The 13,926-nt window shown below is 61.0% G+C and carries 11 protein-coding genes; 3 read left to right on the top strand and 8 right to left on the bottom strand.

Annotation, left to right across the window (positions count from 1 at the left end; translation table 11 throughout):
* From V8J63_RS24985 to V8J63_RS24950, 8 genes are all read right to left on the bottom strand, one after another.
* The coding region (locus V8J63_RS24985; protein WP_336464786.1) for a TcdA/TcdB catalytic glycosyltransferase domain-containing protein at positions 1 to 3,451 on the bottom strand (3,451 nt) is incomplete at its 3' end.
* 368 nt (positions 3,452 to 3,819) lie between these two features.
* Positions 3,820 to 5,520: a precorrin-3B C(17)-methyltransferase gene (gene cobJ / locus V8J63_RS24980; protein ID WP_130902843.1), complete on the bottom strand. Its 1,701-nt coding sequence runs from the start codon at positions 5,518 to 5,520 to the stop codon at positions 3,820 to 3,822.
* Positions 5,520 to 6,254, bottom strand: coding sequence for a precorrin-2 C(20)-methyltransferase (locus V8J63_RS24975; RefSeq protein WP_024011416.1), 735 nt, complete (start codon positions 6,252 to 6,254; stop codon positions 5,520 to 5,522). The genes cobJ and V8J63_RS24975 overlap by 1 nt, the downstream gene beginning before the upstream one ends.
* Positions 6,251 to 6,877 (bottom strand): precorrin-8X methylmutase, encoded by a 627-nt coding sequence (locus V8J63_RS24970; RefSeq protein WP_024011415.1) that lies wholly within the window; start codon positions 6,875 to 6,877, stop codon positions 6,251 to 6,253. The genes V8J63_RS24975 and V8J63_RS24970 overlap by 4 nt, the downstream gene beginning before the upstream one ends.
* Entirely contained in the window at positions 6,870 to 8,168 is a 1,299-nt protein-coding gene (gene cobG / locus V8J63_RS24965; RefSeq protein WP_130902844.1) for a precorrin-3B synthase, read from the bottom strand. Before cobG ends, V8J63_RS24970 begins: the two co-directional genes overlap by 8 nt.
* Before the next feature lie 156 nt (positions 8,169 to 8,324).
* Entirely contained in the window at positions 8,325 to 8,975 is a 651-nt protein-coding gene (locus V8J63_RS24960; RefSeq protein ID WP_125926239.1) for a hypothetical protein, read from the bottom strand.
* A gap of 53 nt (positions 8,976 to 9,028) precedes the next feature.
* On the bottom strand, positions 9,029 to 10,066 hold the full coding sequence (locus tag V8J63_RS24955) for a hypothetical protein (RefSeq protein ID WP_336464785.1): 1,038 nt from the start codon (positions 10,064 to 10,066) through the stop codon (positions 9,029 to 9,031).
* A complete protein-coding gene (locus V8J63_RS24950; protein ID WP_125926241.1) occupies positions 9,990 to 10,661 on the bottom strand; it encodes a hypothetical protein in 672 nt (223 codons plus the stop codon). The genes V8J63_RS24955 and V8J63_RS24950 overlap by 77 nt, the downstream gene beginning before the upstream one ends.
* A gap of 225 nt (positions 10,662 to 10,886) precedes the next feature.
* On the opposite strand from V8J63_RS24950, the gene cbiE reads away from it, so the two are divergent.
* From cbiE to V8J63_RS24935, 3 genes are read left to right on the top strand one after another with little or no spacing between them, the layout of a single operon-like run.
* Complete coding sequence (cbiE, locus tag V8J63_RS24945) at positions 10,887 to 12,098, top strand: precorrin-6y C5,15-methyltransferase (decarboxylating) subunit CbiE (protein ID WP_336464784.1); 1,212 nt, start codon at positions 10,887 to 10,889, stop codon at positions 12,096 to 12,098.
* The gene (locus V8J63_RS24940) at positions 12,091 to 13,188 is read left to right on the top strand and encodes a cobalt-precorrin-5B (C(1))-methyltransferase (protein ID WP_336464783.1); all 1,098 of its coding nucleotides are present in this window, start codon (positions 12,091 to 12,093) and stop codon (positions 13,186 to 13,188) included. Before cbiE ends, V8J63_RS24940 begins: the two co-directional genes overlap by 8 nt.
* Positions 13,185 to 13,901 (top strand): cobalt-precorrin-6A reductase, encoded by a 717-nt coding sequence (locus V8J63_RS24935; protein WP_336464782.1) that lies wholly within the window; start codon positions 13,185 to 13,187, stop codon positions 13,899 to 13,901. The genes V8J63_RS24940 and V8J63_RS24935 overlap by 4 nt, the downstream gene beginning before the upstream one ends.
* Positions 13,902 to 13,926 lie beyond the last annotated feature (25 nt).

The raw sequence follows: 13,926 nt of genomic DNA, 5'->3' as shown, positions 1-13,926 counted from the left end.
AATCGCGCTGGCGCATTTCACTGATCAGCGTCTGGATCGCAAAGGCGAAACTCAGCCGGCTGCCACCGTCGTGGTCAGCCGTCTGCCCGGGCCTGGCCGCACCGCCCTGCACGAGTCGTTCGACGTATTGCCTGATTTTCTGAAAGCGCGAATCGCGGGTGATCACCGTCAGGGTGTTTTGCGCATTGCGCGGATCGATCAGGGTAATGCTGTGGCCGCCGTCGGCTTTGTTGCCGAGGGTATCGAGCAACGGCACGTAATCACCCGCCACCTTGTGCTCAAGGCGCAAGCGCTCGGTCGCCTGCTCGAACTCGCTGGCCCAGTAGCGTGCGTCCAGTTGCGCGAGACTGGCGCCCAGTCGAGCGTTTTCGCCAAGAGATCGGGTACGGGCCAGCGCTTGCTTGTGCCAGATCGACGCTCCCTGCGGATCGGCCAGTGCAGCGTTGTGCAGAAAACTGTCCACGCGCAGATCCGATGACAGCCTGCGTTCGGCGATCGCCGAGGTGTCCAGTTCGATCACGTTGAATGGCGCATTGGCCGCATCGCCCAGACCGTAAAGCTTCGCCAGCGCGTTATCGTCTGCGCTCAGATAATGCTCTACGCCACGCTGCAACTGCGCACCATCGGCAAACCCATAGAGAGCAAAGTTGGGGTCGTAGAAGCGATAGGCCGCGTGCTCACCGGTTCGCACTTTGGCCAGCAGCAGGGCGTGGTCGCCGGTGTCGAGCAGCAGCACCGCAGGTGCCGCACTGGCGTCCAGCGCGGCGATGATGCTGTCCATGCGCTGCACGCCGCGAGCGCTGCCGACCTCGCCGGTGGGCAAGGCGCGCAGTTCGTCCAGCGCACTGCGCAACGCCCGCGAGCCAAGTTCGTCGGGACTCGCGCTGGCGCTGGCGACATGCCCGACCAACGCCCGCTCCGCCGGCTCGCCAGTTGCAACGGCGGCGCCCATCAGCAGCACCAGCGGATAACAGCGACGCCCCGGGTCGCCTGCGTTGTGCTGCAACAGATCCTGCGGCAACTGCTTGACCGACACCGCGCCAGCCTTGAAAAAGACGTCACGCACCTGGCCGCTGCGCTGCAAGATCTGCGTGCGGAACTCCTGCCGGGCGCTGCGCTTGATCTGGCCGATACGCTCGCCCCACTGGCGCAGCGTCAGCGGCTCGGACATGGCTTGCACCTTGAGTTCGCGGGTCGTCGATGTGGCCGTCGGCAGGTCGCGTTCCAGCCCGTTCTCGAACGCCGCCGAGCGGCGCTGGCGCACGGCTTTTTCAATCGCATCGTAGCGCGCGAAAGTGCCGTCGCGGTCGGTGGCGATGGCCAGGTCGCGCACCTGTTGCCAGGTATCGGCGAACCCGCCATCGTCCACGCTCGTCGCGCCGAAAATGCCGCCGAGCACGACCCGCATTGTGGGGCTCAGTTGCTCCAGCGGCAGCGTTCCGTGGGCGATGCGGCTGAACAGTTCGTTGAGATGGCTGACGGAATCCGCGCCACGGGAGGTCGGCACCACGACAGGTCCTTGCGCCAGCACCTGTTGGCGGGTGTCGAAGTCGATGACCACGGTTTGATCGAAGGTAACCTCCCCGCTCAGCTTGTCTCGCATCGCTCGAATGAACGGCTCGCCCAGATCATCCATCAAACGTTGCAGCACCGCGGTCAACAGCACCGGTTTGCCCTCGACAACGGGCCAGCCGCGCTCGAAGGTCAGGCTTCGATCACTGAGCAGGTCGGACAAGCGTCCGGCATAACGGGATTTCAGCTTGCCCTCGGCCCACCGGGCGTGTTCCATCTCCAGCCAGTCCTTTTCCGTGCCCCTGACGATCCAGCCGGAAATGGTTTCCTCTTCGGTATTGACGTTGTAGCCCTCGCGCAAACGCTGTTGCGCCAGCACCTGACGAGTGAAAAACGGATCGCAATTGGCTTCAATGTATTCATGCAATCCGGCGAGGGCCGCGCCGGGGCCGGTGAGCGTTACCGTGCCTCCCGCGTCATTACGAATGCCGTCCTGGTAATAGGTGACAACCGCTTTAAGCAATTGGTAGGCATAAGCTTCATTCCAGTTGGTGAAGTTCGACCTGACCAACATCTCTTCGATGACTGCCGCAGCGACCGTGGTCAGGGTTTCACTGTCGGCCCACCCGGATCCCGAGTTGGCCATGCGTCTTTCAACTTCAGTAAGCACGTCGTAATTAAGCCGAATCACTTGCATGATCGACATCGTCATGCCGCTGCCCGGCTGGGCGATGAAATGTGCATTCATTTCTTCGCCGATTTGCAGCCCCATGCGAAAGCCGTTCTCGCCGGCCTCCACGGTTTGCGGCGGCACGAACAGTTCAAGCGGGTCCGGTTTGCTGCGAGCAAAATCCTCGAGAAGTTGTTTATGTTGTTCTGGGAGACTGCCGGTTCTGTCGGGGTAATGCTGCGGATCGCGTCCAGGCATCAACTGCGGGTTGTTGTTCAACAGAAGTTGCAGAACACCGATCTTTTGCGTCTGACTGTAATCGCTGATATCGACACCGCCCAATTTATCGAGCAGTGGCGGCAGATAATCCATGTCGGTATAACGCCCGCCTTCACGAAGTTCTGCCTGCAAGCGCACCACATCGCTCGCTGCGGCAAAGTTGCCGCGCATCGACACTTCGCGGCGGTAAACGTCCGCCAGCAAGTCATCGGCAAAGGCGTGAGATACATCGCGTAATTGCAGATCCGCGCCAACCATCGCCAGATGGCTGTCGAGGCAGCGCTGACGAAAAGCCCGCAGCGTCGCGCGGTCCTTGCCATAAGCACGCACCATCAGATCGATGCGCGCTTGATCGGCTCGCCCATTCCACTTCGGCTGGCTGAGGTAGTCGAACATCTGCTGTTTCAACACCCGTGCGCGGTCTTCAATCATCGTCGCCAGTTGCCCGGCATGCTTGAGTGCAGCGCCACCGGACGCCATCGCATCAGCCCTGGCACTGTCGAGAATGACCCGGTTCATCTCGAAAGCCAGCAACGCATCGCTGTCGTACCAAAGGTTGAAGCGGTAACCCTCCGCCGCCATCACCTGACGCCAGATATTCATGTAATCGCGCTGATTGACCCCGACTTCGCTGCCGCCAACCCAAACGAAATGGATAACCTTCGGAACCGGCCGGGTCAGCCCCGACAACATTTCCACGGTCGTCGAAAGCCGTGACAGATAATGTTGCAGCCCGCGCGCAATGTCATCGACAGCCACCGGGACAGGGGTTTTCTTGCGTTTGAGCAGCGCTGCAAGTTGCTCTTGAAACAGGCTCGCCAGGGTCAACAACGACACCGGATCGGTCGTTTGACTGGCTTGCTGGTAACAGTCGTTCAGCGCTTGGTACTGCGCCGAGGCAGAGAACTCCCGTAACGCCCTGGAGATCACCGAATACTCTTGCGCAGATACGAACGCTCGCCCGAACGAATAATCGTTTTTCAAAGCCATTGCACACTCCTTGTTTATTAAATGGCTCATTGACCGCACACACTTTCGCGCCGCTGCAGAGCGGTAGATTGATTTGAACGACACTCGACAAGTGCTGTGAACACAGCACCCTAGTGGGCGAATACGCGCCACACAAACAACAAGGAATACAAAGCTTGTCCCCGGCAATATCTGATAACACCGCAGCAGTACGCTGTAACGGCAGCGAAATAATTAGCGGACCGGCGCGACCGTCGGGCATAAAAAATGGCCCTGCCCTGTGGGACATGACCATTGTTTATTGCTGGTGGAAAACAATTGAAACTTCAATCGGACTTACAACCGCTCAAACTTTCCCGTCGCTGAGAATTGCATGAGCGGAGGGTTTTTCAGGACAGCGGTTTTTCACCATACCAACGCGGCGTGTACACCCATTCACCGCCCCCGGCACGGGCGAAGGTGCAGGTGGTCGAAGAGCCGATCAACACCATGGTGCGCATGTCCACCTGTTCCGGTGTCAATGCGCTCAGGGTCGTGGTGCGCAGCGTCTGCCCCGGCCGGCCGATGTCCCGACCGAGCACCACCGGTGTTTCAGGCGAGCGGTGCTGCGCAACAATCTCCAGCGCCCGGCCCAACTGCCACGGGCGCGCCCGGGAAATCGGGTTGTAGAACGCCAGGGCCAGATCCGCTTCGGCGGCCAGATCCAGACGTTTCTCGATGATCGCCCACGGCTTGAGGTTGTCCGACAGCGACATCACGCAGAAGTCGTGGCCCAGCGGCGCACCGGCCTGAGCCGCAGTGGCCAGCGAGGCGGAAACGCCGGGGAGGATTTCCAGATCAACGCTGTGCCACGCCGGATCGTCCGATTCGTGCAGGGCTTCGAGCACCGCAGCGGCCATGGCGAATACCCCCGGGTCGCCCGAGGAAACCACGATCACCGAGCGGCCTGCGGCGGCGAGCCTGAAGGCATGGCGGGCACGCTGCATTTCTTCGCGATTGTCGGTGCAGTGCTGCACCTGATCGTCGCGGAACGGGCCGGCCATGCGCACGTAGGTTTCGTAGCCAAGCACATCGGTGGCGCGGGCCAGTTCGGCTTTCACCGCTGGCACCATCAGTTCGGCGGCGCCGGGGCCAAGGCCAATGACCGCGAGGCGACCACGCGGGCGGCCGATCTGCGCGACGTCCAGCGGTTGCTCGGCAATCGCGATCGCCAGATGTTCTGCGCTGATCACCTTCGCCGCAGGCACTGCAACCCGGGCCAACGTCTGAAGATCGTTTTGCGCCGCGACGAAGCGCAGCGGCACGCCCAACTCGAGCGCAGCTTCGCGCAAATTCGATGCGGCCATTTCAGCGTCTGCTGCCACCAGACACGCCAGTGCCGGCACGGCGACGCTGGCCTGTTGCAACGCAGTGCGAATGGCGTTCGGCAGATCCGCCACCTCAGCACTCACCGCCACCGCCACACTGCGCGGGTAGATCAGCAATTCATCGGCACTGGCCACCCGCTGCGCACTGCTCACATGAATCGACCGCTGCGCCTGCGGATCCTGCGGCAACTGCGCCTGATCCAGCCATGGCGCCGCGCCTTCGATGCGCACGCTGTGCCCGGCGAGCAGGTCGGAAACGAAGCGTTTGCCCGACTCCAGATCCGCCAGTGCATAGCCGCTCGGCGGATTGAGCAGGCAGGTGCCAAAGCGCAATTCGCCGCTGGTGGTGATCGCCGGCGCCACTTGCAACGCCGCCGCGATCTCCCGGGCCATGACATTGACCCCACCGAGGCCACCGAGCAACGGCACCACCGCGCTGCCGTCTTCGGCCACCGCCAGCACAGCGGGTTCGGCGCCTTTCTCCAGCAACAGCGGCGCCAGTGTGCGAATGACAATGCCGGCCGCGCAAAGGGCAATGATCGGCGTGTCCTGTTGGTACAACGCGCGCAGGGTCGCGCCGAATTCCTCATAGCGGCTGTCGGCGCCTTCAACCCGTCCGGCAAGGCCATGGATTTGCGCCGCCGGATAGACCTGTTGAATGCGCCGCGCCGTGGCGAGGCTGCCCTGGCCGAGGATGACGATGGCGGGAGTCGCTTGGCTCATCAACCTTGCCACCGTTCGCCCGGGACGATGATCAGCGAGAAGTACGGCGAGGACATCGGCTCGACCTGATCCATCGGCACGATCTTCTGATTGGCCATGGTCGCGCGCTCGACATACAGCGCGCGCTCGGCGAGACCGAGTTCTTCCAGCACCTGACGCACCTTGGGAAAGTTGCGTCCCAGTTTCATGATCACCGCCGCATCGGCATCGGCCAGACGCCGCTTCAATTCTTCCTGGGGCAGCACGCCGGAAAGCACCGACAGGCTCTGATTGCGATACACCAGCGGCGCGCCGAGCACCGAAGCGCCGCCGAGCATCGAGCACACGCCGGGCACGACTTCGGCCTCATAACGGCTGGCGAGGCGGTCATGCAGGTACATGTAGGAGCCGTAGAAGAACGGGTCGCCTTCGCAGATCACCGCCACATCGCGGCCGGCATCCAGATGTTCGGCGACCGCCACAGCGGCTTCGTCGTAGAAATCGCTGATGACCTGTTCATAGGACAGCGGCGCCGGCAACGCCTCGGTGGTCACCGGATAGACCAGCGGCAGCAGATTCTGCGCCTCGACCAGATGCGCCTCGATGATGCCGAACGCATTGCCCTTCTTGCCCTTGGCCACGAAATACGCGACCACTGGCGATTCGCGCAGCAGGCGCAAGGCTTTGACGGTGATCAGTTCCGGATCACCGGGGCCGACACCGAGGCCGATCAGACGTCCTTTGGCCTCCATCATTCGATCTCCGTGGCGAGGGCATTGACGGCGGCGGCGGCCATGGCACTGCCGCCCAGGCGACCCTGCATGATCACGAACGGCACGCCGCGACTGTCGGCGGCCAGTGCCGCTTTCGACTCGGCAGCACCGACGAAGCCGACCGGGAAGCCAAGGATCAGTGCCGGTTTTGGCGCGCCGGCGTCGAGCATTTCCAACAAGTAGAACAGCGCGGTCGGTGCGTTGCCGATCACCACCACACTGCCTTCAAGGTGCGGGCGCCACAGTTCCAGCGCGGCGGCCGAGCGGGTGTTGCCCAGCTCACGGGCAAGCTCAGGCACGCTGTCGTCGCGCAAAGTGCAGATCACTTGGTTATTGGCCGGCAGACGCGCGCGGGTCACGCCTTCGGAGACCATCCGTGCGTCGCAGAGAATCGGCGCACCGGCCGCCAGAGCATCGCGCCCGGCCTTGCCCGCGCCCTCGGAAAATTGCAGACCGTCGACGGCCTCGACCATGCCGCAGGCGTGGATCACCCGCACCGCGAGTTTCTCCAGATCGGCGGGAATGCGCGCCAGATTGGCCTCGCGGCGAATGATCGCGAAGGAGTTGCGATAGATCTCCTGACCGTCGCGGATGTAATCAAGCATCAAGGGGGCTCCGGGAGCGGGCGTCGAGCAGGGTCGCGACCGCTTCAATAGTAAGGTTGCAGGCGTGCAGCGTGCCGAATCCGGGCTGTGCTGCATCGCGAAAATAGAGGTCGTAATGACCGGGGGCGACGGCCAGCAGCGTGGCTGGCGCGCAATGGGCGGCGGCGCAGGAGCGCGAGCAGCCCGACAGGTGCACGCTGAGCCCTGCGGGCAGCAAAGGTGCCAGTTGCCGGGCATCCTGCTTGGTGTCGGCAAGGCCTTTGCCGCAGCCATCGGCGCCGGTGCAGGCGATCAGCCTTGTCAGCGGTTCGGCGTCGGTCGTCAGCAGGCCCAACGCCCGCAACTGCTCAAGCACGTTGTCGGTATCCGTGGCTTTCACGTTCGGCAGCAGCAGGCTCTGCCACGGCGTGAAGCGCAGACTGCCATCGCCAGACTGTCGGGCCAGTTGCGCCGCGCCACGCAGCATCGCCGGATCGAGACGGCTCAGTGGCGGCACCGCGACGACGTAGCAGCGGCCTTGCGTGTTCTGCTGATGAGCGCCGATGTGCAGCGCGTCTGCCGACGCCGGGCGCTGCCAATTGCTGATTGCCTTGAGCGATACGCGCTCGCGCAACGATTCCAGAAACGCGAGCCTGGGCAACTCATCGAGCAGATGGCGCATCCGTGTTTGCTCTGGCCGGGCCAGGTCGAGGAACAGTTCCAGCGCGGCGACCACCAGCGCGTGAGCGTTGTCCTGAGTCACAGCGCCGAGAGGGCGATCGGTCGGGCAACCGGCCAGACCGAATGCCCAGAGGATTTCGCCGTCACGCTCGAATGCCGACAGCCACAGATCATGCGGATGCTCGAGCATTGCCAGTGCTTCGCCGCCATCGAGCTGCACGGCGAACTTGGCGCTCAACTCATGGAAGCGCGGATGGCTTTGCAAGGTGTCGAGGATTTGCCCTGCGAGCGGGCGCGTGTCGATCAGCATCTGCCGATCGATGCCGGCGGCCGGGCTGAGCATCAGATTGCGCACATCGTCGCCGGCAGCGTTCTTTGGCCCGAGGCCAGCGGCCAGCAAGCGCTCGATCAGCGCCGCCGATTGCGCACCGATGCCGCGAATCTGCAGGTTGCCGCGATTGGTCGCTTCGATCGCACCGCTCGCAAACGCTTCGGCGGCAGCGGCCACCGCATCGGCCTGATCAGCACTGATCGAACCGCCATCGAGCTTGATCCGACAGATACCGCCGTCCAGTGCCTGGACGATACGCAGCAACCCCGGGCAGGCCGAGGGGCGTAAGGCGGTGGACATCGGGCGTTCGTTCAAGGGGCTGACCGGTTGTGTGGCAGAAGCGCTTCGCGGGCGAAGGCGCAGTATTATGCCTGCTTTGCCCACCGGTATGAAAAGTCTGCCCTCTGTCTCGACCGGTGGGGCAGGCAGGCTTCAGTTGTTGCCTCTGCCGCGCTCTCAGGTCAGGGCGATAATCTGCTTTTCGCGCCGCTCACCCAATAACGCAATAATCCTGGCTCTCGAGAAACAGTAATCATCGGCATCTATAAGAGCCTTGTAGCAATCAACAGCAAGGTTGCCCACTATCTGCTCAGCATTGAAGCGTCGCTCAAGCACATTGCCCGGAACAGGCTCTTTGACGGCAAACGAAATGACGACCATCGTAAGCGTCGATTCCGCAGATACGCTGCCAAGCATGAAGCGAATCGACTTGCCCTCTTGCAGAATATTTCGCTGAAGCAACTCAAGGGCCGCACCGTTGCTCTCCAGTTGCGAGGTCAGATTGGCAATTACCTGTTGGTTCAAAACTGCCGGCGCCCATCCTTGCAAGAGTTCTTGAGTCAACTCCAGCAGAGTAAAAGTATCGGGCGTAGTGACCGGCGCGCTGATAACCGGATCGTCGAAAAACAAAGCACCGGTGACTTTCAAAGCCGTTTTATTGGCGTCATTCCATGCATCGCATTCAACAGCATCGGGAACTTTATGCGAGGCGACCGTTTGTGAATAGAGCAGCGCATCGAGACTATCGTCAATGTCAGATGCCGACAGCTCTTTACTCACCAGCACTAATGCCCCTGCACATACGAAAACCTTCGAAATCGCGAACATTTGCATCTCCCACAAAAAAAACCAGAGGCTTGCGCCTCTGGCATTAATCACTTTCAGACCGATTGGCCAAATTCGTAGCTGAGCGCTTTCTCACGCTGCTCAGTCAGAGCCTTGACAATCAACGGTTCTACCATTGCATAGTCTTCCTCATCCATATACATCGTGGCGCCGGCGTTATAAATCTCCACAGCAGATGTAGCCCACTCTACAAACAGTACTTTGGTAGGTTGAGCCGAAGCCAGATATTGCACAGCAGCGATTGCCAGGGTGATACCACCTTCATCATCCTGCGAAGCCGCACTCATGCAAAAGTTGCCACCTTCGGCTTTCTTCGAGTTGTTCTCGAACAGCGTCAGGGCCTGTGGTTCATTTTTCAGCGCATCCATGGTCGCATCTGCCACAGTGGACAATAATTTAAGGGCTGCCTGGCCCTGTCCTACTGCTGCACTAACAGCGGTATGCAGAACAGACAGGACAACATTGTCCATGGTCAGCTTTTGCGAAGTAGCGGTATATCGATTATAAGGCTGGCTGAAAGCAAACCAGCCAGCCAGTTTCATCAATCGCATAAACTCGTTATAGCGCTGTTCTTTCTGGTTGGACGCCGGATATTTGAGCAAGGCAACCAGATCGGCATACATGTAGGTGTTTTTAACGATTCGTTTGCTGCGCTTGGACATGCTTGCATCAAAGCCTGCAATACCCGAGCCCATGATTGCAGCATTCAGTTCATCTTTATCAATCGGCAAGCTACTGCCAACACTTGCCGAACGCGAGCGCAGCACTGGCTGCGAAGCGATAAAGTCATTGGTTTGCGCAATCAAACTAAACCGCTCAACAGCGGAGATTACATCTTTATTCAGCTCAGTCATAAATGGATTCCTTTCTTGGTTAAAACACCGACTTGGTGTGGAAAACAAATTAATCACAGCGCCGGAGTTAATCAAATCGAAAATCCATGCATTTAATTTCAGACCATCATACAAACCAGCAAACAAAGCTCCCCAACTAACATCAAGCGCCCTGAGCCAACTCAATTTCACGCGTGCGCATATCAAGTACTGCTGCAGCCAACTGAAGCCGATTTTCATTTATCGCGGCAGACCTGATCAAGAAGCGCCTGGAGCGGATATCAAGCTCTGAACCCGTATGCTGAATAGTCCAGAACAAATAGGTAGAGGGCCACTTCGCGTCAAGCAAGCGAACATTACTGATGACAATTTCCAATTCCCTATTGAAATTGTACTGAGCAGGGGAAAAACGAAAATCGCTCCATTCCCGAGCGCCACCTCTAAATACATCTATTGCATCTGAATGTGTCTCAAGCATATGGAACGCTTCCTTCATTAGCCCGACTTTCTCCCGACTTAGTTGTTGCGACAAGGATCGCGCCCAGACGTCCAGCGCATTGCCGGTAAAGTTCTTGTCAACATGGATTACCGGAGCCTGCTCCAGGCTCCAGCCGACAGACCAAAGCACCCCAGAATAATATTCGAACCAAGCAGCTGGCTCACTGTTTCTGTTATGACGCAAATCGGCTCTGTATTCTGCCCAGCGCATACTGTCTTTGACGAATCGTTTGTCTTCCGGCGTCAACCCGGAAAAGAAGGACAACAGATTATTCCCCATCACTGTCGCACTGCCTTGGTTGGGCAGTGCCGAGATACTGTTCAAAACATCGCTCATTTCAATTATCCATTCGATTATTCAATCTACTAAAAAAGTACCTTCCAGATATTCACAAGTACTTTCAGCGGAACGCCGATTCAATACTTGCGAAGAACTCGAAAAATCACAAAAAACAATGTAAACATTCAATGTCGGCGCTCCTGAAAAAAGGACAGCAGCCAGTTATCGATTGTCGCGTTATCATGTCGCCCGCTTCGCTGGACGCAGGATCTGGAGTATGAAATGGGCGATTGGCTGACCGTTGTGGGTATTGGTGAAGACGGCTTCAAGGGCCTGGGCAAGAATGCCCGGCGTGCTCTGCTGGGCGCTTCGCGGATCGTCGGCGGCCAGCGTCAGCTGGACCTGCTGCCGCCGTGCATCGGCGGCGAGCGGCAATTGTGGCCGAGTCCGTTTTCCCTCGCGCCGGTGCTCGAGTCGCGTGGCGAGCCGGTCTGCGTGCTGGCCAGCGGTGATCCGATGTTCTACGGCGTCGGTGCCAGCTTGGCGCGTCATGTGCCGAGCGCCGAGATGGCGATCATTCCCGCGCCTTCGTCCTGCGCATTGGCGGCGGCGCGCCTGGGCTGGCCGTTGCAGGAGGTGACGGTTGTGTCGCTGGTGGCGCGTCCGTTGGCGGCGCTCAACGCGCATCTGTTCAGCGGCGTGCGTCTGTTGTTGCTGAGCAATGACGGCAGCAGCCCGGCCGCCGTTGCGCAATTGCTGTGCGAACGTGGTTTCGGCCCAAGTCGCATGACAGTTCTGGAACATCTGGGCGGCGACGCCGAGCGGCGGATCGAACGCCGCGCCAGCGAATGGGACGACCTGGCGGTCGCCGACCTCAACGTCGTCGCTGTCGAGTGCCTGGCCGACCCCGGTGTTACCGGCCTGTCGCGCCTCGCCGGTCTGCCCGATTCGGCGTTCCGTCACGACGGCCAGTTGACCAAGCGCGACGTGCGCGCCATCACTCTCGCCCGTCTGGCGCCGAAGCCCGGCGAACTGCTCTGGGATGTCGGTGCCGGCAGCGGCTCGATCGGCATCGAGTGGATGCGTGCGCACCCGAGCTGTCGTGCCATGGCGGTCGAGGCCGACGAGGGCCGTCAGCAATTGATCGAACACAACCGCGATGCGCTGGGCGTACCCGGCTTGCACCTGATTCGCGGCAAGGCGCCGCAAGCGCTCAATGGCCTTGAACGTCCGGAAGCGATTTTCATCGGCGGCGGCGTCACCCGTGAGGGTGTCTTCGAGACCTGCTGGGAACAGCTCAAGCCCGGCGGCCGATTGGTGGCCAACGCCGTGACCCTGCAAAGCGAAGTCACCCTGATGCACTGGCGCGAACAATACGGCGGTGAGCTGACGCGCATCCATGTCGCCCAGGCGCAGCCGCTCGGCGAGTTCGACACCTGGCGTCAGGCATTGCCGATCACCCTGCTGGAACTGGTCAAACCCCTCGATGCGTGACGAAACCGCCGAACAACCCGCGCCCCTGCGCAGCGGCCTCACCACCGGCAGCTGCGCCACCGCCACCAGCCTCGCCGCTGCGCGCCTGTTGCTCACCGGCATCGCTGCCGACGCGGTGCACATCACTTTGCCCAAGGGCAAACAGGTGCAGATGCGCCTGGAGTTCTGCCGCCTGAGCGCGGGCGGCGCCGAGGCCGGTACGATCAAGGATGCCGGCGATGACCCTGATGTCACCCACGGCGCCCTGCTTTACTCACAGGTGCGCCTGTCAGCCGAACCGGGAATTCGCTTCAACGCCGGTGTCGGCGTCGGCACGGTGACCCGACCGGGTCTGGTATTGGCCGTCGGCGAGCCGGCGATCAATCCGGTGCCGCGCAAGATGATCAGTGATCACCTGGCCTTGCTCGCCGCCGAAACCGGCTACGGTGGCGGCTTCGAGGTCACGGTCAATGTCGAGGGCGGCGCAGAACTGGCGCTGAAAACCATGAATCCACGGCTGGGCATTCTTGGCGGCCTGTCGATCCTCGGTACCAGCGGCATCGTCCGACCGTTTTCCTGCGCCGCCTACATCGCCTCGATCCATCAGGGCATCGACGTGGCGAAAACCAACGGCTATCTGCACATCGCCGCCTGCACCGGCAACGCCAGCGAAGACACCATGCGACGGGTCTATGACCTGCCGGAAATCGCCCTGATCGAGATGGGTGATTTCGTCGGTGCGGTGCTCAAGCATCTGCGCAAAGTACCTGTGGATAAACTCAGCCTGTGCGGCGGCTTCGGCAAGATCAGCAAACTCGCCGCCGGGCATATGGATCTGCATTCGCGGCATTCGAGCATCGATTTGCCGCAGCTGGCCGAATGGGCGGCGGCGATTGGCGCCGACCCGGCGTTGCAGCAAGGCATTCGCGAAGCCAATACCAGCCAACAAGCCTTGGCCATGGCCAGCACGGCGGGCATTGCTTTGGGGGATGAGGTTTGTCGCTATGCGCTGAATTTCGCTCGCAGCGTAGTGCCGGCGCAGATCCAGGTCGAGGTGTTTGCCATTGATCGTCAGGGCGGGATTGTCGGGCACGCCGGAGGTTTTGCATGAAACGGCTCCTGCTGCTCGGCGGCGTGACTGAAGCGCTGGCGATTGCCCGCACGCTCGGCCCACAACATATCTACAGCCTCGCCGGCGTTGGCCGGGTGCCGAGCGATTTGCGCTGCCAGGTTCGGGTCGGCGGCTATGGCGGCGCCGAGGGTCTGGCGCAGTTCATCGCCGATGAAGGCATCGATCTGCTGCTCGACGCTACGCACCCGTACGCTGCACAAATCAGCGCCAACGCCGCCCGCGCGGCACAGCTTGCCGGCATTCCCTGCTGGGCCTTGCGCCGCCCCGCCTGGCAGCCGCAAGCAGGCGATGACTGGCGCGAGGTCAGTGACTGGGCCGAACTGATCACAGCGCTGCAACCGTTCCACCGCCCGCTGTTCACCCTCGGCCGTGAACCGCTGCAACACCTCGACGAAATCCCCGCCCACCAGTTCTGGACCCTGCGCGCCCTCGACGTCTATCCCGGCAACGCGCGCTGCGAAGTGATCGGCGCCCGTGGGCCGTTTCTGCTGGAAGACGAGCGCGCGCTGTTCGAGCGCCGGCAGATCGATGTGCTGATCAGTAAGAACAGCGGCAGCAGCGCGACTGAGCCGAAGCTGGAGGTGGCGCGTAAGCGGGGAGTGCCGGTGCTGGTGTTGAAGCGCCCGGGGTTGCCGGGGGTTGATCGGGAGTTTGGATCAGTCGCTGAAGTCCTCGCTGCCCTTTCCCACTGAATCGGCACGGCCCTTTGTGGGAGCG

Origin of the sequence: Pseudomonas sp. CCNWLW23, from assembly GCF_037095675.1 — a bacterium.
Lineage (GTDB): Bacteria > Pseudomonadota > Gammaproteobacteria > Pseudomonadales > Pseudomonadaceae > Aquipseudomonas > Aquipseudomonas atacamensis.
Note: the sequence above shows the minus strand (reverse complement) of the source record. Positions and strands in the feature narration are given on the sequence as shown.

Coding starts and splice junctions, on each gene's coding strand:
- cobJ (WP_130902843.1), bottom strand. CDS start 5,520: ATGAGCCAAGCGACTCCCGCCATCGTCATCCTCGGCCAGGGCAGCCTC.
- V8J63_RS24975 (WP_024011416.1), bottom strand. CDS start 6,254: ATGATGGAGGCCAAAGGACGTCTGATCGGCCTCGGTGTCGGCCCCGGT.
- V8J63_RS24970 (WP_024011415.1), bottom strand. CDS start 6,877: ATGCTTGATTACATCCGCGACGGTCAGGAGATCTATCGCAACTCCTTC.
- cobG (WP_130902844.1), bottom strand. CDS start 8,168: ATGTCCACCGCCTTACGCCCCTCGGCCTGCCCGGGGTTGCTGCGTATC.
- V8J63_RS24960 (WP_125926239.1), bottom strand. CDS start 8,975: ATGTTCGCGATTTCGAAGGTTTTCGTATGTGCAGGGGCATTAGTGCTG.
- V8J63_RS24955 (WP_336464785.1), bottom strand. CDS start 10,066: ATGAAAATCGGCTTCAGTTGGCTGCAGCAGTACTTGATATGCGCACGC.
- V8J63_RS24950 (WP_125926241.1), bottom strand. CDS start 10,661: ATGAGCGATGTTTTGAACAGTATCTCGGCACTGCCCAACCAAGGCAGT.
- cbiE (WP_336464784.1), top strand. CDS start 10,887: ATGGGCGATTGGCTGACCGTTGTGGGTATTGGTGAAGACGGCTTCAAG.
- V8J63_RS24940 (WP_336464783.1), top strand. CDS start 12,091: ATGCGTGACGAAACCGCCGAACAACCCGCGCCCCTGCGCAGCGGCCTC.
- V8J63_RS24935 (WP_336464782.1), top strand. CDS start 13,185: ATGAAACGGCTCCTGCTGCTCGGCGGCGTGACTGAAGCGCTGGCGATT.